Raw genomic sequence first — 21660 nt, 5'->3', positions numbered from 1 at the left:
CGACCGCGGCTCTTTTTACAACCGGACCTGGGAAAATTCGGTAAAAATCGACCGAAATGGTAATTATCCCTGCCATTGCTTGCACGAGATAAGGCTTTGGTAATAATTCAGCCTTCTTGTTTGGTCATGGTTTTTCCTGAAGCGAGAGAATCGGGAGCTTGATATGCAATTCAGATATGTGGTGACGGGCCTTGCGGTTGTGATGAGCCTTGCCGGTTGCCAGCGTACCTCCTACGATTACAACAATAACGGCAGCAACAATCCCGGTTATACGCCGCCCTTGCAGGCGCAGCCGGTGCCATCGGTCCAGTCCGGCGCCTTGCCGCCGCCCGGCGGCGCTTCCGGCAGCCAGTTCCCATCGGCGCCTGCATCCGCAGCACCTGGCGGGGTGAATGTCGCTTCTGCCGCCCCGCCGGCGACGGCGCTTGATGTCACCAAGGAATCCATGGTCGGCAACTGGCGCATTTCCAATGGCGGTGCCACTTGCGACATGTTCCTGACGCTTACCAATCTCGGCAGTGGTTCGCGTGGCGGCACGCGTGGTTGCTCCGGTGAACTGACGGCGATGGGTTCCTGGGAAGTGTCCGGCAAGATGGTCCTCTTCAAGAACCGTTCAGGCGATACGATCGGCCGCGTCTACAAGAGCGCCGATGCGCGTTTTGACGGCACGACCAATAGCGGCCAGCCGCTCAGCCTCAGCCGATAGAGCGTTTCCGGTGCAACCGGATCGCTTTCCTTGTTCTGAGCCATTCCATTCCTCGTGGGTGCTTTGCTGCGCCCGCGACCGGGGCGTTTTCCCATGAAGCCATTGCCTGACTACAATCATAGTGTCGTTGAACAGCTCAACGCATTGACAACGGCTGGCACCTTGCAGGCCGATGCCGCCCAGCTTGGCGTCGCGGCGCATCTCGACCGCATCCTTGCCGATCTGAAGGCGCGCAAGCCCGCAAAGAAAAAAAGCGCGCTCGGCTGGATGTTCGCACGCAAGGCCGGGCCTGCCACCTCCGTCAAGGGATTGTATGTCTATGGCAGCGTAGGCCGCGGCAAGACGATGCTGATGGACATGTTCTACGAGATGGCGCCCGTCTCGTCCAAGCGGCGTTGCCACTTCCATGAATTCATGGCGGACGTGCATAATCGCGTGCATGCGCACCGGCAGAAACTGAAGAATGGCGAAACCAAGCAGGCCGATCCCATTCCGCCCGTCGCGGCGCAGCTTCTGGCGGAAGCCGAGCTTCTTTGCTTTGACGAGTTTACCGTCACGGATATTGCCGATGCGATGATCCTTGCCCGGCTGTTCAGCGAGTTGTTTGCCAATGGCTGCACATTGGTTACGACATCCAATGTCGTGCCCGACAATCTCTATAAGGACGGCCTCAATCGCAGCCTGTTCCTGCCCTTCGTCGATTTGCTGAAGAAATATGTGGATGTGGTGTCGCTGGACAGCCCGACCGACTACCGGATGGAAAAGCTGGAAAGCCTGCCGGTCTATGTCACGCCGCTCGACGGCTCAGCGGATCAGGCGATGGACATGGCATGGCGGCACATGATTGCCGGTCACCTGGTTGCGCCGACAGAGATACCCATGAAGGGCCGATCCATTCTGGTGCCGCGCGCCAGCGGCCGCGTTGCCCGCTTTTCGTTCTCAGACCTCTGCGAAAAGCCGCTCGGGGCTTCCGATTTTCTAGCCATCGCCAATCGTTTCGACACGGTCTTCATCGATCATATTCCGCTCCTGAATGCGGACAAGCGCAACGAGACCAAGCGCTTCATCATCCTCATCGATGCGCTTTACGATCACAGTGTCAGGCTTTTCGCCTCCGCCGCAGCCATGCCGGAAGATTTGCTCGGCAAGCGCAAGGGGACCGAGGGTTTTGAATTCGATCGCACGGCCTCGCGTCTGTTTGAAATGCGCAGCGCGGATTATCTGGCGCTGCACCATGAAAAACGGCAGAAAGTTTGACACTTTCGTGACGCATTTTCTTACGTTTACGTAAGAAAATAATCATCTAAACGATTGAAAATATTCATCAGAAAAGAATCTGTTGCCAATTTTGGCCAATGGGGCTAATCGAAGTGCGACAATTTGGCTGCCGGTTTGGCGCGGTGAAATTGAATTGAAGCTCAAGAGGAAGCATTCGATGTCTCGCAAAAAGATTGCACTTATTGGTTCTGGCATGATCGGCGGCACGCTGGCGCATCTCGCCAGCCTGAAGGAACTGGGCGATATCGTCCTCTTCGATATTGCCGATGGTATTCCACAGGGCAAAGGTCTGGATATTGCCCAGTCCGGTCCGGTTGAAGGTTTCAATGCGAAGCTTTCCGGTGCTTCCGATTATGCCGCCATCGAAGGTGCTGATGTTTGCATCGTCACTGCAGGTGTCGCCCGCAAGCCGGGCATGAGCCGCGACGATCTTCTCGGCATCAACCTCAAGGTCATGGAACAGGTCGGCGCCGGCATCAAGAAATATGCCCCGAACGCTTTCGTGATCTGCATCACCAATCCGCTCGACGCCATGGTCTGGGCGCTGCAGAAGTTCTCCGGCCTGCCGAAGAACAAGGTTGTCGGCATGGCCGGCGTTCTCGATAGCGCGCGTTTCCGCCTGTTCCTGGCTGAAGAATTTAACGTTTCGGTTCAGGACGTCACTGCCTTCGTTCTCGGCGGTCACGGCGATACGATGGTGCCGCTCGCACGTTATTCCACCGTTGGCGGCATTCCGCTGACCGATCTCGTCAAGATGGGCTGGCTGACCGCCGAGCGTCTTGAGCAGATCATCCAGCGCACCCGCGATGGCGGTGCGGAAATCGTCGGCCTGCTGAAGACCGGATCGGCCTATTATGCACCGGCTGCCTCGGCAATCGAAATGGCTGAATCCTACCTCAAGGACAAGAAGCGTGTTCTGCCTGCTGCCGCCCATCTGTCTGGCCAGTATGGCGTTGATGACATGTATGTCGGCGTGCCCACCATCATCGGTGCCGGCGGTATCGAGCGCATCATCGAGATCGAACTGAACAAGGAAGAAGAAGCCGCCTTCCAGAAATCCGTCGGCGCTGTCGCTGGTCTTTGCGAAGCCTGCATCAACATCGCTCCGTCGCTGAAGTAATACTCCAAGCGGCTCCAAACAGGGATTATTCCATGAATATTCACGAATATCAGGCCAAGGCTCTTCTGAAGGGCTACGGCGCGCCGGTTGCTGAAGGCGTCGCCATCCTCAAGGTCGAAGAAGCCGAAGCTGCTGCAAAGCAGCTTCCCGGCCCGCTTTACGTCGTCAAGAGCCAGATCCATGCTGGTGGCCGCGGCAAGGGCAAGTTCAAAGAACTCGGCCCCGACGCCAAGGGCGGCGTTCGTCTGGCAAAGACGATCGACGAAGTCGTCTCCCACGCCAAGGACATGCTCGGCAATACGCTGGTAACGGCGCAGACGGGCGATGCCGGCAAGCAGGTGAACCGCCTCTATATCGAAGACGGCGCGGACATCTCCCGCGAGCTTTACTGCTCGCTGCTGGTTGACCGTTCGGTCGGTCAGGTTGCATTCGTGGTTTCCACCGAAGGCGGTATGGATATCGAAGCTGTCGCCCACGACACGCCGGAGAAAATCCACACCATCGCCATCAACCCGGAAAAGGGTGTGAGCGACGCCGACGTTGCGGCGATCTCCAAGGCTCTCGAGCTTGAGGGTGCAGCAGCCGAAGACGCGAAGTCGCTGTTCCCGATCCTCTACAAGGCCTTCAACGAGAAGGACATGGCTCTCCTCGAGGTCAACCCGCTGATCGTCATGGAAAATGGCCATCTGCGCGTTCTCGACGCCAAGATGTCCTTCGACGGCAACGCGCTGTTCCGCCATGACGACGTCAAGGCGCTGCGCGACGAGACCGAAGAAGACGCCAAGGAAATCGAAGCCTCCAAGTGGGACCTCGCTTATGTGGCGCTCGACGGTAACATCGGCTGCATGGTCAACGGTGCAGGTCTTGCCATGGCGACGATGGACATCATCAAGCTTTACGGCAAAGAGCCGGCTAACTTCTGCGACGTCGGCGGCGGCGCCGGCAAGGAGAAGGTTGCGGCAGCTTTCAAGATCATCACGGCTGACCCGAAGGTCGAGGGCATCCTCGTCAACATCTTCGGCGGCATCATGAAGTGTGACGTCATCGCCGAAGGCGTTATCGCCGCGGTGAAGGAAGTCGGTTTGCAGGTTCCGCTCGTTGTTCGCCTCGAAGGCACCAACGTCGAACTTGGCAAGAAGCTCCTGAACGAATCTGGCCTTGCGATTACGGCTGCTGACGACCTGGACGACGCAGCTAAGAAGATCGTCGCGGCGATCAACGGCTAATTGAGGGACCGGAAATAATGTCTATTCTCGTTAATAAAGACACCAAGATCCTCGTTCAGGGTCTGACCGGCAAGACCGGCACCTTCCACACCGAACAGGCGCTTGCCTACTACGGCACGCAGATGGTCGGCGGTATTCACCCGAAGAAGGGCGGCGAAACCTGGACCGGTTCCAAGGGCGAAAGCCTGCCGATCTTCGCAACGGTTGCCGAAGCCAAGGAAAAGACCGGTGCGGATGCATCCGTGATCTATGTTCCGCCGGCAGGTGCAGCAGACGCCATCATCGAAGCCATCGAGGCTGAGATCCCGTTCATCACCTGCATCACCGAAGGCATCCCGGTCATGGACATGGTTCGCGTCAAGGCTCGCCTCGACCGCTCCAAGTCGCGCCTGCTCGGCCCGAACTGCCCCGGCATCATGACGCCGGAAGAATGCAAGATCGGCATCATGCCGGGCTCCATCTTCCGCAAGGGTTCGGTCGGTATCGTTTCGCGCTCCGGCACGCTTACCTATGAAGCCGTGTTCCAGACATCCAACGAAGGCCTCGGCCAGACCACTGCTGTCGGCATCGGCGGTGACCCGGTCAAGGGCACCGAGTTCATCGACATCCTGGAAATGTTCCTGGCCGACGAAGCCACCCAGTCGATCATCATGATCGGCGAAATCGGCGGTTCGGCTGAAGAAGATGCGGCACAGTTCCTGATCGACGAAGCCAAGAAGGGCCGTAAGAAGCCGATGGCCGGCTTCATCGCGGGCCGCACGGCTCCGAAGGGCCGCACCATGGGCCACGCCGGCGCCGTCGTTTCCGGCGGCAAGGGCGACGCAGAGTCCAAGATCGCAGCCATGGAAGCTGCCGGCATCAAGGTATCGCCTTCCCCGGCGCGCCTCGGCAAGACGCTGGTTGAAGTCCTCAAGGGCTGAGACCACATGAGACCGGTAACGGGCGGCGCGGCTTTTACGCCACGCTGCCCGATGCCGCAAAGAACGACAGACAGAACGGCATACCGCCCCGGCGGCAGACAGCAATAATCAAAGCGGCAGGCCGGAAACGGCCCTAACGGCATCGAGGAGGCGGACGGACAAGTCCGCAAGAACACAATGGCAAGGCAAGAAGCGAACGAGCAGTTTCAGATCACGTCGTTTCTGGACGGCGCGAATGCAGCCTATATCGAGCAGCTCTATGCCCGGTACGAAGAGGATCCCTCTTCCGTGTCGCCGGAGTGGCAGAGCTTCTTCAAGGCGTTGTCCGACAATCCGGAAGACGTGAAGAAGGCCGCACAGGGCGCCTCCTGGAAGCGCGCCAACTGGCCGATCCCGGCCAATGGCGACCTGGTATCCGCACTTGACGGCAACTGGGCCACGGTCGAGAAGGCCATCGAAAAGAAGGTTCAGGCGAAAGCTGAGTCGAAGAGTGCCGATACCGGCAAGCCCGTCAGCGAGGCCGAAGTGCTTCAGGCGACCCGTGACAGCGTTCGCGCCATCATGATGATCCGCGCCTACCGCATGCGCGGCCACCTGCACGCCAAGCTCGATCCGCTCGGCATTGCCAGCGCCGTCGAAGACTACAACGAGCTTTCGCCGAAGTCCTATGGCTTCGAGGAAAGCGATTACGACCGCAAGATTTTCATCGATAACGTCCTCGGCCTCGAATATGCGACCGTGCGCGAGATGGTCGATATTCTCGAGCGCACCTATTGCTCGACGCTCGGCGTCGAATTCATGCATATGTCCAACCCGGAAGAAAAGGGTTGGATCCAGGAACGCATCGAAGGCCCGGACAAGGGCGTGGACTTCACGCCGGAAGGCAAGAAGGCCATTCTGTCCAAGCTGGTCGAAGCCGAAGGTTACGAGCAGTTCCTCGATGTGCGTTTCAAGGGCACCAAGCGTTTCGGCCTTGATGGCGGTGAATCGCTGATCCCGGCGCTCGAACAGATCATCAAGCGCGGCGGCCAGGACGGTCTGGAAGAAGTCGTGCTCGGCATGGCCCACCGCGGCCGCCTGAACGTGCTGACCAATGTCATGGGCAAGCCGCACCGTGCTGTGTTCCACGAGTTCAAGGGCGGTTCGTTCAAGCCTGATGACGTTGAAGGTTCGGGTGACGTGAAGTACCATCTGGGTGCCTCCTCCGACCGCGAATTCGACGGCAACAAGGTTCACCTGTCGCTGACGGCGAACCCGTCGCACCTTGAAATCGTCAACCCCGTCGTCATGGGCAAGGCCCGCGCCAAGCAGGACCAGCTGGCCAAGACATGGGACGGCGACATCATTCCGCTTTCCGAACGCGCCAAGGTGCTGCCGCTGCTTCTGCACGGCGATGCCGCTTTTGCGGGCCAGGGCGTGGTTGCCGAAATTCTCGGCCTTTCCGGCCTGCGCGGTCACCGCGTTGCCGGCACCATGCACTTCATCATCAATAACCAGATCGGTTTCACGACGAACCCGGCTTTCTCGCGTTCGTCGCCCTATCCGTCCGACGTCGCCAAGATGATCGAGGCGCCGATCTTCCACGTCAACGGCGACGATCCGGAAGCGGTTGTCTATGCGGCCAAGGTCGCGACCGAATACCGCATGAAGTTCCACAAGCCTGTCGTCATCGACATGTTCTGTTATCGCCGCTTCGGCCATAACGAAGGCGACGAGCCGGCGTTCACGCAGCCGAAGATGTACAAGGTCATCCGTGGCCACAAGACCGTCGCCCGTATCTATGCCGACCGCCTCATTGCGGAAGGCTTGATCAACGAAGGCGATTTCGAGAAGATCAAGGCTGATTGGCGCGCCCATCTCGAGCAGGAGTTCGAGGCAGGCCAGTCCTACAAGCCGAACAAGGCCGACTGGCTGGATGGTCAGTGGTCGGGCCTGCGCGCCGCCGATAATGCCGATGAGCAGCGTCGTGGCAAGACCGGCGTGCCGATGAAGCAGCTGAAGGAAATCGGCAAGAAGCTGTCGACCATTCCGGAAGGCTTCAGCGCCCACCGCACGATCCAGCGCTTCATGGAAAACCGCTCGCAGATGATCGAGACGGGTGAAGGCATCGACTGGGCGATGGCGGAAGCGCTGGCTTTCGGTTCGCTTGTTGTCGATGGCCACAAGATCCGCCTCTCCGGTCAGGATTGCGAGCGCGGCACCTTCTCGCAGCGCCACTCGGTTCTTTACGATCAGGAGACCGAAGAGCGTTACATCCCGCTTGCCAACCTCGCGCCGACGCAGGCCCGTTACGAAGTCATCAACTCGATGCTTTCGGAAGAAGCCGTCCTCGGTTTCGAATACGGCTATTCGCTGGCCCGCCCGAACGCGCTGACGCTCTGGGAAGCCCAGTTTGGTGACTTCGCCAACGGCGCGCAGGTGGTGTTCGACCAGTTCATCTCCTCGGGTGAACGCAAGTGGCTGCGCATGTCCGGTCTCGTCTGCCTTCTGCCGCATGGTTATGAAGGTCAGGGCCCGGAACATTCCTCCGCCCGTCTGGAGCGCTGGTTGCAGATGTGCGCCGAGGACAACATGCAGGTCGCCAACGTCACGACGCCGGCCAACTACTTCCACATCCTGCGCCGTCAGATGCGCCGCGACTTCCGCAAGCCGCTGATCCTGATGACGCCGAAGTCGCTGCTGCGTCACAAGCGCGCCACATCTTCGCTGGCGGAGCTTGCGGGTGAATCCTCCTTCCACCGTCTCCTGTGGGACGATGCGGAGGTCATCAAGGACGGTCCGATCAAGCTGCAGAAGGATTCGAAGATCCGCCGCGTCGTCATGTGCTCGGGCAAGGTCTATTACGATCTTCTCGAAGAGCGTGAAAAGCGCGGTATCGACGACATCTACCTGCTGCGCGTCGAACAGCTCTATCCGTTCCCGGCCAAGGCGCTCATCAACGAGCTTTCCCGGTTCCGCCATGCGGAGATGGTCTGGTGCCAGGAAGAGCCGAAGAACATGGGTTCGTGGTCGTTCATCGATCCTTACCTGGAATGGGTTCTGGCGCATATCGACGCCAAGTACCAGAAGGTCCGTTACACGGGCCGTCCGGCTGCCGCCTCTCCGGCGACCGGCCTGATGTCCAAGCATCTGGCGCAGCTTGCTGCATTCCTGGAAGACGCGCTGGGAGAGTGAGAACTCTCCCGCATCGCCCCGCAAAAAAGACACCCGAATAACGGAACTAGATCATGGCCACTGAAATCCGCGTACCAACCCTCGGCGAATCCGTCAGCGAAGCGACCGTCGGCACCTGGTTCAAGAAGGTCGGCGATACCGTCAAGGCCGACGAACCGCTCGTTGAACTCGAAACCGACAAGGTTACCGTCGAAGTACCGGCGCCCGCCTCCGGCGTGCTGACCGAAATCGTTGCGCAGAACGGCGAAACCGTCGGTCTCGACGCGCTTCTCGGCCAGATCGCCGAAGGCGCTGCCGGCGCTGCGACTTCCGCACCCGCTGCAAAGCCTGCTGCCGCCGCAGCCGCTCCGGCACCTGCCGCGGTCGCTGCCCCGGCTGCCAGCGCCATGCCGCCGGCACCTGCCGCCGGCAAGCTGCTTGCTGAAAACAATCTTTCGGCCGATCAGGTCGATGGTTCCGGCAAGCGTGGCCAGGTTCTGAAGGGTGACGTTCTAGCTGCCATTGCCAAGGGCGTTTCGGCACCTGCGGCCGCACCCGCTCCGGTTGCCGCGCCCCGTCCGGTTTCGGCCGAACAGGATCAGGTTCGCGAAGAGCGCGTGAAGATGACCCGCCTGCGCCAGACGATCGCCCGTCGCCTCAAGGATGCGCAGAACACCGCTGCCATGCTGACCACCTATAACGAGGTGGACATGAGCGCCGTCATGGACCTGCGCAACCGTTACAAGGACGTGTTCGAGAAGAAGCACGGCGTCAAGCTCGGCTTCATGGGCTTCTTCACCAAGGCCGTGACCCACGCGCTGAAGGAACTGCCCGCCGTCAACGCTGAAATCGACGGCACTGATATCATCTACAAGAACTATTGTCATGTCGGCATGGCCGTCGGCACCGACAAGGGTCTCGTTGTTCCTGTCATCCGTGATGCCGACCAGCTCTCCATCGCCGGCGTCGAAAAGGAACTCGGCCGCCTCGCCAAGGCAGCGCGTGACGGTTCGCTCGGCATGGCCGACATGCAGGGCGGCACCTTCACCATCACCAATGGCGGCGTCTACGGTTCGCTGATGTCCTCGCCGATCCTCAATGCGCCGCAGTCGGGTATTCTCGGCATGCACAAGATCCAGGAGCGTCCGGTCGCCATCGGCGGTCAGGTCGTCATCCGCCCGATGATGTATCTTGCGCTCTCCTACGATCACCGTATCGTTGACGGCAAGGAAGCCGTGACCTTCCTCGTGCGCGTCAAGGAGAGCCTCGAAGATCCGGAACGCCTGGTTCTCGATCTCTAAGACTAAAACAGGGGAGAAGAGGGATGGAAAACCTGGCCGGCGGGAATGGAGCTTTTGTGTTCCTGCTGGCGCTCAGCGTCATTCTTCTTCTCCTGCATATCTGCCTTCAGGCCATGTCCGTTACGCGGGAAGTTGGTCTTGCCTGGAATGCGGGTGCGCGCGATGCGCGTCCGGACCTCAAAGGGGTCTTTGCGGGACGCGCGCAGCGCGCCTCGGATAATTTTCGCGAGACCTATCCCGCTTTCGTCGGTCTGGTTCTCGCTCTTGCGATCGTCGGCGACGCCTCCGGCTGGGGGCTGACGGGCGGCTGGATATGGACCGTTGCGCGCGTCGTCTACATCCCGCTTTATCTTGCAGGCGTTCCCTATGTGCGGTCGATCGCGTGGTTGGTTTCCCTCGTCGGTCTGGTCCTCATGCTTGTCGCGCTGATCTGAGGTCGAGTCTATGCATCAATATCTCATCGAACTTGCATCCCTGATGGCGATCTTCTTTTTTGCGATCGTTTCCCCCGGCGCCGATCTGGCGATGGTCATGCGTCAGGCCATGGTGCACGGGCGCAAACAGGCCATCATCACCAGCTTCGGTGTCGGAACGTCACTGATGTTCCATGTCACCTATACGATCCTCGGACTTGGCCTCATCATTTCCCAGTCGATCTATCTCTTCAATATCGTCAAATGGCTCGGTGTCGCCTATCTGATCTATATCGGCATCAAGGCGCTGCGTGCCGGCAAGACCGAATTGCCGACGGCCGAAGGTGAGGATGGCGTTCGGGCCAGAAGCGGCCAGACAGGGCTCAAAGCCTTCACGCTAGGTTTTGCCGCCAACGCGCTCAATCCCAAACCGGTGTTTTTCTTCCTGTCGATCTTTTCGACGGTGGTTCACGCGCATACGCCGGTCGCTATCAAATTCGGATACGGGCTTGTCATGGCAAGCTGCCTTATCCTGTGGTTCGTCGGCGTCAGCCTGTTCATGACGACGCCACGCATGCGCGCCGCATTTCAGCGCGCCAGCCAATGGATCGACCGCACCAGCGGCGTGGTCTTCATCGCTCTCGGTATAAAACTCGCAACGGAAAAAGCGGCCTGAGTTTCAGGTCAAACGGAAGCAGGGCGGTTCAAAATCCTGCCCCATATCAATCAGGAACAAGAACATGGCATATGATGTAGTTGTAATTGGAACGGGTCCCGGCGGTTATGTTTGCGCGGTCAAGGCGGCACAGCTTGGCCTGAAGGTCGCTGTCATCGAAAAGCGCGCGACCTATGGCGGCACCTGCCTCAATGTCGGCTGCATCCCTTCCAAGGCGCTGCTGCATGCTTCCGAAACCTTTGCGCATGTTGCCCATGGCGTTGATACGCTGGGTATCGAAGTTGCCGCGCCGAAGCTGAACCTCGGCAAGATGATGGCCCACAAGGACGGCGTGGTGAAAGCCAATGTCGACGGCGTTTCCTTCCTGTTCAAGAAAAACAAGATCGATGCTTTCCAGGGCACCGGCAAGGTGGTTTCCGCCGGCAAGGTTTCCGTCACCAACGACAAGGGTGAGACACAGGAAATCGAAGCAAAGAACATCGTCATTGCCACCGGTTCTGACGTTGCCGGCATCCCCGGCGTTCAGGTCGATATCGATGAAACCGTCATCGTGTCCTCCACCGGTGCGATTGCTCTTTCCAAGGCTCCGGAAAAGCTCATCGTCGTTGGCGGTGGCGTTATCGGCCTCGAGCTTGGTTCGGTCTGGTCGCGTCTCGGCGCCAAGGTTACCGTGGTCGAATATCTCGACAACATCCTCGGCGGCATGGACGGCGAAGTTTCCAAGCAGTCGCAGCGTCTGCTGGCCAAGCAGGGTCTCGATTTCAAGCTCGGCGCTAAGGTGACGGGTGTTGAAAAGACCGCTGCGGGCGCTAAGGTCGTATTCGAGCCGGTCAAGGGTGGTGCAGCTGAAACGCTGGAAGCTGATGTCGTGCTGATCTCCACAGGCCGCAAGCCCTACACCGAAGGTCTCGGCCTCGCGGAAGCCGGCGTCGTGCTGGACAGCCGCGGTCGCGTCGAAATCGACGGTCACTTCAAGACTAATGTCGATGGCATTTATGCGATCGGTGACGTGGTGAAGGGCCCGATGCTGGCCCACAAGGCCGAAGACGAGGGCGTTGCTCTCGCTGAAATTCTTGCTGGCCAGCGCGGCCATGTGAACTACGACGTCATTCCGGCCGTGGTCTATACGCAGCCTGAAATCGCTTCCGTCGGCAAGACCGAAGAAGAACTGAAGGCCGCTGGCGTTGCCTACAAGGTCGGCAAGTTCCCCTTCACCGCCAATGGCCGCGCCCGCGCCATGCAGGTGACGGATGGTTTCGTGAAGATCCTCGCCGACAAGGAAACCGACCGGGTTCTCGGCGGCCACATCGTCGGTTTCGGCGCTGGCGAAATGATCCACGAGATCACCGTGCTGATGGAATTCGGCGGTTCTTCGGAAGATCTCGGCCGGACCTGCCACGCGCATCCGACCATTTCGGAAGCCGTGAAGGAAGCGGCGCTCGCGACCTTCTTCAAGCCGATCCATATGTGATCGGCCTAGAGCCCGACGCTCGAATATTAAATTTCAGTCATCTGTTGAACCCCGGCTTGCCATGCAGGCCGGGGTTTCTCATACTCGCGCCATGGCCTATCTAACCTTTTGATAAAAGGCAATAAAATGGCATCTTTCAGTCAAGTTTCCTTCTCCGTTCCGCAGCGTGTCATTCACTGGGCGATGGCGCTTCTGATCTTCTTCAACCTGCTGTTTCCCGACGCCATGGCCCATGCCTACCGGCTGATGCGGCGGGGTGAAACATTGACGCCGGATCAGATTTCCGCAGCCAATATCCATGCCTATGTCGGTTTTGCCATCCTGTTGCTTGCGGTCCCGCGCCTCTGTCTTCGCTTTTTCCAGGGTGTACCGCCGCATCCCGCCGAAGAACCGCGGCCGTTTCAGATTGCCGCCAAGGTGGCGCATTTCACCTTCTACGCCCTGTTCTTCGTCCTGCCGCTGTCCGGTATAGCCGCGTATTATTTCGGCGCCCAGCCGGCCGGGCAGCTGCATTCCGGCCCGTTCAAGGCATTGATGTGGGTGCTGATCGCCGGCCATGTCGCCGCCGTTCTGGTTCACCAGTTCTACTGGCGCACCAATCTCCTGAGGCGCATGACGCATGGCTAGGGTCTAAGCGGCGGTTTGTCGCCTTTCCGCCCCGTTGGAAAAAGAGGATGGTGGTCCTTGCCGCATCGGGCGGCTGGGGTTCAGGGATGCGAAACATTGAAGACATATTGCCGGGCGCCGACTGGTGCGATCGCTTTCAGGGGGAGACGATGACGCCGGGAACGACCTCGCTCGATGTGAGCAGGCTTCTCCTCGATCATCCGCCGGCATGGATCAGCGGGCTGATGGCGCTTCGAAACCGCATCGTCTCGCTTCTCGGATTGAAAACGGTCGCGTTGGCCGCAGGCACTTCGGCGGGTGGGTTTCCGGTTCTGTCAACCACGCCGGAGCGGACCGTGCTGGGTTTCGATGACCGCCATCTCGATTTCCGGATCGTCGTCGATCTCGAGGAAGTGGGAAGTCGCCAGCTGGTTAGCGTCACCACCGTCGTCCGGCGCAAGAACCTGTTCGGGCGGCTCTATCTTCTTGCCGTCGGGCCGTTTCACCGCCGTATCGTGCCGGCGACGATGCGGCCGTTTTGCGCCAATGTCCGGCCTGTCAGGACCGGGACTGAGTGGCTCAGTCGACCCGCGTAAGGGTGAAGCCCTCTGCGCGCAGCAGTTCGACTAAGCCTTCCTCACCCGGCAGATGCAGCGCGCCGACGGCCATGAAGACATTGCCCTTGGCAAGCTCGGGGGTGGCCCTGTTTGCCATGACGTGATTGCGGTCGGTGATGATGCGCTGTTCGAAGGCGGCGTAGCCCTTTTCGCTTTCTGCCGCGGCCTTCTTGGGGTCCAGGCTTTTCAGCATGGGCATGGTCATGCCGATATCGCCGGCGACGTAGAGATCGGTCATGGTCGTCATAACGTCATCCATACGGTCGCCGAGTTCCAGCGTTTCGATCAGCGCCTGCAGATGAAATTCCATCGGCAGTTCGGACATGGCCGTCAGCTGCTCGACCATGGTCTCTAGGCCGACAAGCCGTTTTCCGTCCGCAATCGCGTCTTCGGCCAGCTTCTTGTCGAGAAAGGAGAGGCCGGTCGCCTTGCGGGCGAACTCGCAGGCGGGCAGGGCGACGAAACTCGAAAGCATCCAGGGCTTCATCCGCGAAACCGCATTCAGCGGAATGCCGCGCTCCTTCAAGCCCTTTTCGAGACGCGAAACATTTTCGGGCGACAGGATGTCGGTGATCGATTTGCCGTCCAGAAACATGGTGAGCTCAGGCTTGCTCAACAGCGACGCCGCGACCTTCTTGTCGTCGACGATTTCGTCCGACTCCACGATAACAGTCGCGGCCTTTTCGAAAGCGGGACTGGCGGCGGCAGGCACCTCCAGAACACGCGGATCGGTGACATGCATGGTGCCGAGAAGATAGGACGGGGCCGTGTCTGCCTTTTCGATGCGCCAGAAATTACCCTTACCGTTCGGGATGGCGGCTGCTTCCTGTTCGATTTTCGCAAAGCCTTGCGGATCGGTCTTGCGCATCTCCACGAGAATATCGCTGCCCGTGCAGGTGATCTTCTGCTCAGCTGCTTCCGCTTTACTGAGCGACAGCAAGGTCATGAGCAGGATGGCGACGGCGGTGACATGCAGGGCGGCCAGCAGCCAGAGCAGGGCGTCGCCGGTCTTGCCCATCAGGGTAGCTGTGAGATGTTGGGGTTTTATCAGGCTGTGCATCGGTCCAATCCGGTTCTTGTTCGCTTATAGAACGGCGGTTTGGATGTCTGGTTAATGATTATGGTTAACCATTTCCTGCATCATGCGCGCGGGTGGGCGTTATCGTAGATTTCCAGTAGTCGCGCAGTATCGACGCCGGTATAGACCTGCGTGGTGGAGAGGCTCGCATGGCCGAGCAGTTCCTGAATGGTACGCAGGTCCCCACCGCCGGCCAGAAGATGGGTGGCGAAGGAATGGCGCAGCGCATGCGGGGTGGCGTTTTCCGGCAGGCCGAAAGCACCGCGCAGCTTCTGCATTTCCCGTTGGATGATGGCGGGCTGAAGCTTGCCGCCGCGTGCGCCAAGGAACATCGGTTCATTCGCCGCCAGAGCATAGGGACAAAGCTTCTTGTAGGTATCGACCGCTTCCGTGACAACTGCGAGCAACGGCACGATCCGCGTCTTGTTGCCCTTGCCGGTGATACGCAGGCTGCGGGCGCCGGGCGGGAAATCGGCCGGGGTGAGACCCAATGCCTCGGAAATGCGCAGACCGCAGCCATAAAGCAGCGAAAAGACCGCGGCATTGCGGGCGGCGATCCAGGGTTCTTCGTTCAATTGTGCCTCGGCCGTGGTGATCTTCAGCGCCTGCCGGTCGGTGAGCGGCTTCGGCAGGGATTTCGGCTGTTTAGGCGCGCGCATCGCGGTGGCGCCGGCCGCATTGACGAGTCCCTTTTTCTGCAGGTGGTGCAGCAACGAACGCAGACCTGCCAGATGCCGGCCGAGCGAACGCGCGCCGGCGCCTTCCTTGCGTCGGTTGGCCAGAAACGCGCGCAGATCGACAGGGCGCAGATCGGCTATATCTCTTATGGCCGCGGGCCTGCCGATATAGCCGGTGAGAAAGATCAGGAACTGACGTGTGTCGCGCTCATAGGCCTCGACGGTATTGTCGGAAAGACGGCGTTCGCCGGCAAGGGCTGCGAGCCAGGACTGGCGCTCGTTCAGAAGATCGGGTTCGGCAAATGTCAGGATTTCGGTCACGCGGCGCTCCATTCCATGCTTCAAAACTATGCGCTTATGGTCAGCATTTGGTTAAGAGGTGGACTTTGTGGGACGCGCCCACTACATCCGGGCGGTTTCCTTTTTCCTGTCGTCGGGGCATGGTCGCCACATCATGGCAAAAGATTCGTCCGATCTGTTTGGGGCTCTGTTCGACCCGCCGTCGCTCACGCGCACGGTGCCCGTTCTCGTGCCCATGCCGGCGCCAGGACCATACAGTTACGCCGTGCCTGAAGATATGGTCGTGGAGACCGGCTCCGTCGTTCAGGTGCCGCTTGGTCCCCGGCAGGTCTTCGGCGTGGTGTGGGACGATGCCGGAGAAAAGAGCGTCGATCCGAAGAAGCTTCGGCCCATTACCAAGAGTTTCGAGTGCCCGCCGCTGAAGGCGGAGATGCGCCGCTTCGTGGACTGGGTTGCCGCCTACACGTTGTCCCCGCCCGGCCTCGTGGCACGAATGGCACTGCGCGCGCCCGCGGCCTTCGATCCCGAACCGATGATCGAGGGGCTGCGGTTGACCGAAGGCCGGCCGGAGCGCCTGACCCCCGCCCGCGAGCGGGTGATGGAGCTGGCGGCGGAAGGGTATGGCTGGACGAAGAGCGGGCTTGCCCATGCTGCCGGCGTCTCGACGAGCGTCATCGATGGTCTCGTCAAGCAGGGTGTGTTCGAGACGGTCTTTCTGCCCGCGCCGCCTGTCGTCGCCGAGCCTGACCCTGACTATGTCGAGCCACGTCTGGAAGGTCCGCAGAAACAGGCCGCTTCGGAGATACTGGAGGATGTCCGCAAGGGCGGTTTTCATGTCTCGCTGATCGATGGCGTTACCGGCTCGGGCAAGACCGAGGTTTATTTCGAGGCAGTGGCCGAAACGCTGAGGCAGGGCAAGCAGGTCCTTATCCTGCTGCCGGAAATCGCCCTGACGGCAGCGTTTCTCGAGCGCTTTCAGGATCGCTTCGGCGCGAAGCCGGCGGAATGGCATTCCGATCTGTCGCCGCGCATGCGTGAAAAGGTCTGGCGGCAGGCGGTGACGGGTGAGGTGAAAGTGGTGGCCGGCGCGCGCTCGGCGCTTTTCCTGCCGTTCGACAATCTCGGTCTCATCATTGTCGATGAAGAGCACGACCCGGCCTACAAGCAGGAAGACCGTGTCTTTTATAATGCCCGCGATATGGCCGTGGTGAGGGCGCGCATCGCCGAATTCCCTGTCGTGCTGGTCTCGGCCACGCCGTCGGTGGAAAGCCAGGTCAATGGCAGTTCCGGGCGTTACAACACCATTCACCTGCATACGCGCTTTGGCGATGCGGCGATGCCGGACCTGCATCTTGTCGATATGCGCCGCCATCCGCCGGAAAGGGGAGGGTTTCTCTCACCCGTCCTGCTGCGCGGCATCGGCAAGACCATCGAAAAGGGCGAGCAGGCGCTGCTCTTCCTCAATCGTCGCGGTTATGCGCCGCTGACGCTCTGCCGGGTCTGCGGTCACCGTTTCCAGTGCCCGCAATGTTCCAGCTGGCTGGTGGAACACCGCTTCCGCAATCAATTGCAGTGCCACCAGTGTGGCCACAACGAGCCGACCCCGGACCATTGCCCGGAATGCGGAACCTTCGATCATCTGGTGGCCTGTGGGCCGGGTGTGGAGCGCATCGCCGAGGAGGTGGAGAAACATTTCCCGGAAGCCCGCACCATCGTGCTCTCCTCCGATCTCATGGGCGTCAAGCGGCTGCGGCTGGAGCTGGAGGCCATCGTCAAGGGCGAGGCGGATATCGTCATCGGCACGCAGCTGGTCGCCAAGGGACATAACTTCCCGCTGATGACGCTTGTCGGCATCGTCGATGCCGATCTCGGCCTTGCCAATGGTGATCCGCGCGCGGCGGAGCGGACGTTCCAGTTGCTTTCGCAGGTGACCGGCCGTGCCGGACGAACGGGGTTGAAGAGCCATGGCCTGCTGCAGACTTACCAGCCGCAGCATCCCGTCATGCAGGCAATCGTTTCGGGTGATGCCTCGGCTTTTTATGAAAGAGAGATCGTCGAGCGGGAAAAGGCCGTTCTGCCGCCCTTTGGACGTCTTGCCTCGATCATCGTTTCCGCCGATACGCGCGGAGAGGCCGAAACCCATGCGCGGGGTTTGAGGGCGGCTGCCCCGCAGGTTACTGGCATCATGCTGCTTGGCCCGGCGGAAGCGCCGCTGGCGCTGATCCGTGGCCGCCATCGTTTCCGTCTGCTGGTGCACGGGCGACGCAATTCCGACATGCAGTCCTTTCTTCGGACACTGCTGGCCAATGGCCCCAAGGAACGGGGCAGCGTGCATGTGCAGCTTGATATCGATCCGCAAAGTTTCCTTTGAACTTTGCCAATCAAGGCGTTTTCCCGCTGTCGTGACCGTGTCATAACGCGAGCGAACAACACAATGATTTGGGGAACGAGATGGAGTTTTATTTTCCGGCCGAATTCGGCGAGCAACTGGCCTTCGGCGCGGCGGTGGTATCAGCCATCATCGGCCTGTTTTTCATGTTTGCGCCGGGCTTGACGCTTCGTGCCTTCGGTTTGCAGCCGGCCGGCGAGCGCAGGGATGGTTATGCGCTCGTACGCTCGTCGCTTGCCGGGTTCTATCTCGGTCTCGGTGCGGCGGCCCTGCTTCTCGCCCAGCCCATGGTCTATCTCGCCTTTGGTGCGGCATTCGGCCTCAGCGTGTTCGGCGGCATTCTCTCCATACTGTCGGATGGTGGCGCAACCATGCGGAATTTCTTACTTCTGGTTGTGCACTTTCTGCTGTCCGCACTCGCGTTGAGCTACGTCTTCGGGCTGGTCTGAAGCGGGCTTTTTGGCATTTGTGCCGCAGATGCGCCGCATCCTGAGCGAAATCGGAAAATTTAAACGCATTCCCCCTTGCCCAAACGGCGCTTTCCGCTATTACGCGTGTTGCGAGTCCCGGCGTCCTATGCTAGACGGACCGCGAAATTGGGAAAAGGCAGGGGGGAATTCCGGTCTTTTTCGGGGAAATTGAAACGATTTCAAGAATTTGATGCGGTGGAGCCCCATCGCTGATGGTCTTGGACGATTAGCAGGGAAAAAGTGCCCGTGGCAGACACCTCCCAGGGAACATCCGGTGTAGCGGAAAGGTATGCGTCGTCGCTTTTCGAGCTTGCTTTGGAAGCGGGTACGGTCGAAGCGGTTCAGACCGAACTGGACAAGTTCGGCGCACTTCTCGACGAAAGTGGCGATTTGAAGCGTCTGGTTGCGAGCCCGGTGTTTTCCGCCGAGGATCAGTTCAAAGCAATCACCGCGATCTGCGAAAAGGCCGGCATCGCTGGTCTCGCTCTCAATTTCCTCAAGGTTGTTGCGAATAACCGCCGCCTCTTTGCCGTTCCCGGCATGATCCGCGCCTACCGCACCATTGCCGCCGCCCATCGCGGCGAAATCACCGCCGAGGTCACCTCGGCACATGCGCTCGACGAGGCGCAGGAAACTGAACTGAAAGCGGCGCTGAAGAGCGTTACCGGCAAGGATGTGACGATTTCCGTTACCGTCGATCCGTCGATCCTCGGCGGCCTGATCGTCAAGGTCGGTTCGCGCCAGATCGATACGTCTCTTCGCACCAAACTTTCCACCCTTAAGCTTGCACTGAAAGAGGTTGGCTGATGGATATCCGCGCCGCGGAAATTTCCGCAATTCTGAAAGATCAAATCAAAAATTTCGGCAACGAGGCGGAAGTCTCGGAAGTCGGTCAGGTGCTTTCCGTCGGTGACGGTATCGCCCGCGTTTATGGCCTCGACAATGTTCAGGCCGGCGAAATGGTCGAGTTTCCCGGCGGCATTCGCGGCATGGCGCTCAACCTCGAAGCCGACAACGTCGGTGTGGTTATCTTCGGTTCTGACCGTGACATCAAGGAAGGCGACACCGTAAAGCGGACTGGAGCTATCGTTGACGTTCCCGTCGGCCCGGAACTGCTCGGCCGCGTCGTTGACGCGCTTGGCAATCCGATCGACGGCAAGGGCCCGATCAATGCCGCCAAGCGTTCGCGCGTCGATGTCAAGGCTCCCGGCATCATTCCGCGCAAGTCGGTTCATGAGCCGATGTCGACCGGCCTCAAGGCCATCGACGCCCTCATCCCGGTTGGCCGTGGCCAGCGCGAGCTGGTCATCGGCGACCGCCAGACCGGCAAGACCGCCATCATTCTCGACACGATCCTGAACCAGAAGGCCATTCACGACAATGGTCCTGACGGCGACAAGCTTTATTGCGTCTATGTCGCTATCGGTCAGAAGCGTTCGACCGTTGCCCAGTTCGTAAAGGTTCTGGAAGAGCGCGGCGCGCTGCAGTACTCGATCATCGTTGCCGCAACGGCTTCCGATCCGGCTCCGATGCAGTACCTCGCACCGTTTGCCGGTTGCGCCATGGGTGAATACTTCCGTGACAACGGCAAGCACGCTCTCATCGGCTACGACGACCTTTCCAAGCAGGCCGTTGCCTATCGTCAGATGTCGCTTCTGCTGCGTCGTCCTCCGGGCCGCGAAGCTTATCCGGGCGACGTTTTCTACCTCCACTCCCGTCTTCTCGAGCGCGCTGCAAAGCTCTCCGACGAAATGGGCGCTGGTTCGCTGACGGCTCTGCCGGTCATCGAAACTCAGGGTAACGACGTTTCGGCCTTCATTCCGACCAACGTGATCTCGATCACCGACGGCCAGATCTTCCTTGAAACCGACCTGTTCTATCAGGGTATCCGCCCGGCTGTTAACGTCGGTCTGTCGGTTTCGCGCGTTGGCTCCGCCGCTCAGATCAAGGCGATGAAGCAGGTTGCCGGCTCGATCAAGGGTGAACTCGCCCAGTATCGTGAAATGGCTGCCTTCGCCCAGTTCGGTTCGGACCTCGACGCCTCCACGCAGCGCCTGCTCAACCGCGGCGCCCGTCTGACCGAGCTTCTGAAGCAGCCGCAGTTCTCTCCGCTCAAGACGGAAGAGCAGGTTGCGGTGATCTTCGCTGGTGTCAACGGTTACCTCGACAAGATCCCGGTCGCGCAGGTCGGCAAGTTCGAGCAGGGTTTCCTCTCCTACCTCCGCTCGGAAGGCAAGGCGATCCTCGACACCATCCGCACGGAAAAGGCTATCAGCGACGATACCAAGGGCAAGCTCAAGGGCGCTCTTGATAACTTCGCCAAGTCTTTCTCTTAAATCAGGGCTCTTTTACTCGGACGGATAACGGATGCCTTCACTAAAGGATCTGAAAAACCGCATTGCCTCCGTGAAGGCGACGCAGAAGATTACCAAGGCGATGAAAATGGTCGCCGCGGCGAAGCTTCGGCGCGCCCAGGAAGCTGCGGAGGCCGCCCGGCCTTATTCTCAGCGTATGAGCGCCGTTCTTGCCAACATCGCCACGGCGGTCGAGGCGGACGTTGCTCCGGCGCTGATGACCGGCACCGGCAAGGACGACGTGCATCTGCTCGTCGTCTGCACGGCTGAGCGTGGTCTTTGCGGCGGTTTCAACTCGCAGATTTCCCGTTTTGCCCGCGATCATGCCCGCAAGCTGATTTCCGAAGGCAAGACGGTCAAGATCATCACGGTCGGCAAGAAGGGTTACGACAGCCTTCGCCGCGAATTTGCAGCCAACATCATCGAGCGCGTCGAACTGCGCGAAGTGAAGAAGGTCGGTTTTGAAAATGCCGACCAGATCGCCAAGAAGGTGATCTCGCTCTTCAACGCGGGTGAATTCGACGTCTGCACGCTGATCTATTCGGAATTCAAGTCCGTCATCAGCCAGATCCCGACCGGCTTGCAGCTCATTCCGGCCGCAACGCCTGTTGTGGAGGCGGCTGAGACGACGCAGAGCGCCGTCTATGAATATGAGCCGGATGCGGCTTCTATTCTGGAAGACCTTATTCCGCGCAACATTTCGGTTCAGGTTTTCCGGGCTCTGCTCGAAAACGTTGCCGGTGAAATGGGCGCCAAGATGAGCGCGATGGACAATGCAACGCGCAATGCCGGTGAGATGATCAACAAGCTGACGCTTTCCTACAACCGTCAGCGTCAGGCTCAGATCACCAAGGAACTCATTGAAATCATTTCGGGCGCGGAAGCGCTCTGAGGTAAGGAAAGAG

Annotated in this window: 19 protein-coding genes; 17 read left to right on the top strand and 2 right to left on the bottom strand. The window is 59.8% G+C overall.

The annotated features are described in order from the left end of the window. Positions 1-163 precede the first annotated feature (163 nt). The 12 genes from CFBP5499_RS12390 (at position 164) to CFBP5499_RS12335 (ending at position 13466) form a co-directional block, all read left to right on the top strand. A complete protein-coding gene (locus CFBP5499_RS12390) occupies positions 164-706 on the top strand; it encodes a protease inhibitor Inh/omp19 family protein (RefSeq protein WP_080827135.1) in 543 nt (180 codons plus the stop codon). A gap of 93 nt (positions 707-799) precedes the next feature. Then, positions 800-1963: a cell division protein ZapE gene (zapE, locus tag CFBP5499_RS12385; RefSeq protein ID WP_080827136.1), complete on the top strand. Its 1164-nt coding sequence runs from the start codon at positions 800-802 to the stop codon at positions 1961-1963. Positions 1964-2141: 178 nt separating this feature from the next. Further along, the gene (mdh, locus tag CFBP5499_RS12380; RefSeq protein WP_080827137.1) at positions 2142-3104 is read left to right on the top strand and encodes a malate dehydrogenase; all 963 of its coding nucleotides are present in this window, start codon (positions 2142-2144) and stop codon (positions 3102-3104) included. Between the two features lie 32 nt (positions 3105-3136). Next, positions 3137-4330 carry an ADP-forming succinate--CoA ligase subunit beta gene (gene sucC, locus CFBP5499_RS12375; protein WP_080827138.1) on the top strand — a complete coding sequence of 398 codons (1194 nt, stop codon included), beginning with the start codon at positions 3137-3139 and terminating at the stop codon, positions 4328-4330. Between the two features lie 17 nt (positions 4331-4347). Continuing rightward, on the top strand, positions 4348-5250 hold the full coding sequence (gene sucD / locus CFBP5499_RS12370) for a succinate--CoA ligase subunit alpha (RefSeq protein WP_046799538.1): 903 nt from the start codon (positions 4348-4350) through the stop codon (positions 5248-5250). 177 nt (positions 5251-5427) lie between these two features. Beyond that, positions 5428-8424: a 2-oxoglutarate dehydrogenase E1 component gene (locus CFBP5499_RS12365; protein ID WP_080827139.1), complete on the top strand. Its 2997-nt coding sequence runs from the start codon at positions 5428-5430 to the stop codon at positions 8422-8424. A 53-nt stretch (positions 8425-8477) separates the two neighbouring features. Then, positions 8478-9704, top strand: coding sequence for a 2-oxoglutarate dehydrogenase complex dihydrolipoyllysine-residue succinyltransferase (odhB, locus tag CFBP5499_RS12360; protein WP_080827140.1), 1227 nt, complete (start codon positions 8478-8480; stop codon positions 9702-9704). 23 nt (positions 9705-9727) lie between these two features. After that, positions 9728-10138: an MAPEG family protein gene (locus tag CFBP5499_RS12355; RefSeq protein WP_080827141.1), complete on the top strand. Its 411-nt coding sequence runs from the start codon at positions 9728-9730 to the stop codon at positions 10136-10138. Between the two features lie 10 nt (positions 10139-10148). Further along, positions 10149-10793, top strand: a complete 645-nt coding sequence (locus CFBP5499_RS12350) for a LysE family translocator (protein WP_175416712.1) — start codon at positions 10149-10151, stop codon at positions 10791-10793. 64 nt (positions 10794-10857) lie between these two features. Beyond that, positions 10858-12264: a dihydrolipoyl dehydrogenase gene (lpdA, locus tag CFBP5499_RS12345; protein ID WP_080827142.1), complete on the top strand. Its 1407-nt coding sequence runs from the start codon at positions 10858-10860 to the stop codon at positions 12262-12264. Positions 12265-12390: 126 nt separating this feature from the next. Next, positions 12391-12891 (top strand): cytochrome b, encoded by a 501-nt coding sequence (locus CFBP5499_RS12340; RefSeq protein WP_080827143.1) that lies wholly within the window; start codon positions 12391-12393, stop codon positions 12889-12891. Positions 12892-12977: 86 nt separating this feature from the next. Then, entirely contained in the window at positions 12978-13466 is a 489-nt protein-coding gene (locus CFBP5499_RS12335) for a DUF2867 domain-containing protein (RefSeq protein ID WP_175416711.1), read from the top strand. On the opposite strand, the gene CFBP5499_RS12330 is transcribed toward CFBP5499_RS12335, so the two are convergent. After that, complete coding sequence (locus tag CFBP5499_RS12330; RefSeq protein WP_080827145.1) at positions 13450-14547, bottom strand: TraB/GumN family protein; 1098 nt, start codon at positions 14545-14547, stop codon at positions 13450-13452. The two genes, CFBP5499_RS12335 and CFBP5499_RS12330, sit on opposite strands and share 17 nt — an antisense overlap. Positions 14548-14627: 80 nt before the next feature. After that, entirely contained in the window at positions 14628-15575 is a 948-nt protein-coding gene (locus CFBP5499_RS12325) for a tyrosine recombinase XerC (RefSeq protein WP_080827146.1), read from the bottom strand. Between the two features lie 121 nt (positions 15576-15696). Here CFBP5499_RS12325 and CFBP5499_RS12320 point away from each other — a divergent pair, with 121 nt between their 5' ends. The 5 genes from CFBP5499_RS12320 to CFBP5499_RS12300 all read left to right on the top strand — a co-directional run bounded on the left by CFBP5499_RS12320 (position 15697) and on the right by CFBP5499_RS12300 (position 21647). Continuing rightward, positions 15697-17913, top strand: coding sequence for a primosomal protein N' (locus CFBP5499_RS12320; protein WP_080827572.1), 2217 nt, complete (start codon positions 15697-15699; stop codon positions 17911-17913). An 80-nt stretch (positions 17914-17993) separates the two neighbouring features. After that, positions 17994-18380, top strand: coding sequence for a phage infection protein (locus CFBP5499_RS12315; protein WP_080827147.1), 387 nt, complete (start codon positions 17994-17996; stop codon positions 18378-18380). 261 nt (positions 18381-18641) lie between these two features. Next, entirely contained in the window at positions 18642-19208 is a 567-nt protein-coding gene (locus CFBP5499_RS12310) for a F0F1 ATP synthase subunit delta (protein WP_175416710.1), read from the top strand. Then, a complete protein-coding gene (gene atpA, locus CFBP5499_RS12305) occupies positions 19208-20737 on the top strand; it encodes a F0F1 ATP synthase subunit alpha (protein WP_046799528.1) in 1530 nt (509 codons plus the stop codon). Before CFBP5499_RS12310 ends, atpA begins: the two co-directional genes overlap by 1 nt. A gap of 31 nt (positions 20738-20768) precedes the next feature. Continuing rightward, positions 20769-21647, top strand: coding sequence for a F0F1 ATP synthase subunit gamma (locus CFBP5499_RS12300; RefSeq protein WP_080827149.1), 879 nt, complete (start codon positions 20769-20771; stop codon positions 21645-21647). Positions 21648-21660 lie beyond the last annotated feature (13 nt).

It is taken from the genome of Agrobacterium tumefaciens, assembly GCF_005221325.1.
Lineage (GTDB): Bacteria > Pseudomonadota > Alphaproteobacteria > Rhizobiales > Rhizobiaceae > Agrobacterium.
This window is presented reverse-complemented; position numbering and strand designations above follow the sequence as displayed.

Coding starts and splice junctions, on each gene's coding strand:
- CFBP5499_RS12390 (WP_080827135.1), top strand. CDS start 164: ATGCAATTCAGATATGTGGTGACGGGCCTTGCGGTTGTGATGAGCCTT.
- zapE (WP_080827136.1), top strand. CDS start 800: ATGAAGCCATTGCCTGACTACAATCATAGTGTCGTTGAACAGCTCAAC.
- mdh (WP_080827137.1), top strand. CDS start 2,142: ATGTCTCGCAAAAAGATTGCACTTATTGGTTCTGGCATGATCGGCGGC.
- sucC (WP_080827138.1), top strand. CDS start 3,137: ATGAATATTCACGAATATCAGGCCAAGGCTCTTCTGAAGGGCTACGGC.
- sucD (WP_046799538.1), top strand. CDS start 4,348: ATGTCTATTCTCGTTAATAAAGACACCAAGATCCTCGTTCAGGGTCTG.
- CFBP5499_RS12365 (WP_080827139.1), top strand. CDS start 5,428: ATGGCAAGGCAAGAAGCGAACGAGCAGTTTCAGATCACGTCGTTTCTG.
- odhB (WP_080827140.1), top strand. CDS start 8,478: ATGGCCACTGAAATCCGCGTACCAACCCTCGGCGAATCCGTCAGCGAA.
- CFBP5499_RS12355 (WP_080827141.1), top strand. CDS start 9,728: ATGGAAAACCTGGCCGGCGGGAATGGAGCTTTTGTGTTCCTGCTGGCG.
- CFBP5499_RS12350 (WP_175416712.1), top strand. CDS start 10,149: ATGCATCAATATCTCATCGAACTTGCATCCCTGATGGCGATCTTCTTT.
- lpdA (WP_080827142.1), top strand. CDS start 10,858: ATGGCATATGATGTAGTTGTAATTGGAACGGGTCCCGGCGGTTATGTT.
- CFBP5499_RS12340 (WP_080827143.1), top strand. CDS start 12,391: ATGGCATCTTTCAGTCAAGTTTCCTTCTCCGTTCCGCAGCGTGTCATT.
- CFBP5499_RS12335 (WP_175416711.1), top strand. CDS start 12,978: ATGCGAAACATTGAAGACATATTGCCGGGCGCCGACTGGTGCGATCGC.
- CFBP5499_RS12330 (WP_080827145.1), bottom strand. CDS start 14,547: ATGCACAGCCTGATAAAACCCCAACATCTCACAGCTACCCTGATGGGC.
- CFBP5499_RS12325 (WP_080827146.1), bottom strand. CDS start 15,575: ATGGAGCGCCGCGTGACCGAAATCCTGACATTTGCCGAACCCGATCTT.
- CFBP5499_RS12320 (WP_080827572.1), top strand. CDS start 15,697: ATGGCAAAAGATTCGTCCGATCTGTTTGGGGCTCTGTTCGACCCGCCG.
- CFBP5499_RS12315 (WP_080827147.1), top strand. CDS start 17,994: ATGGAGTTTTATTTTCCGGCCGAATTCGGCGAGCAACTGGCCTTCGGC.
- atpA (WP_046799528.1), top strand. CDS start 19,208: ATGGATATCCGCGCCGCGGAAATTTCCGCAATTCTGAAAGATCAAATC.
- CFBP5499_RS12300 (WP_080827149.1), top strand. CDS start 20,769: ATGCCTTCACTAAAGGATCTGAAAAACCGCATTGCCTCCGTGAAGGCG.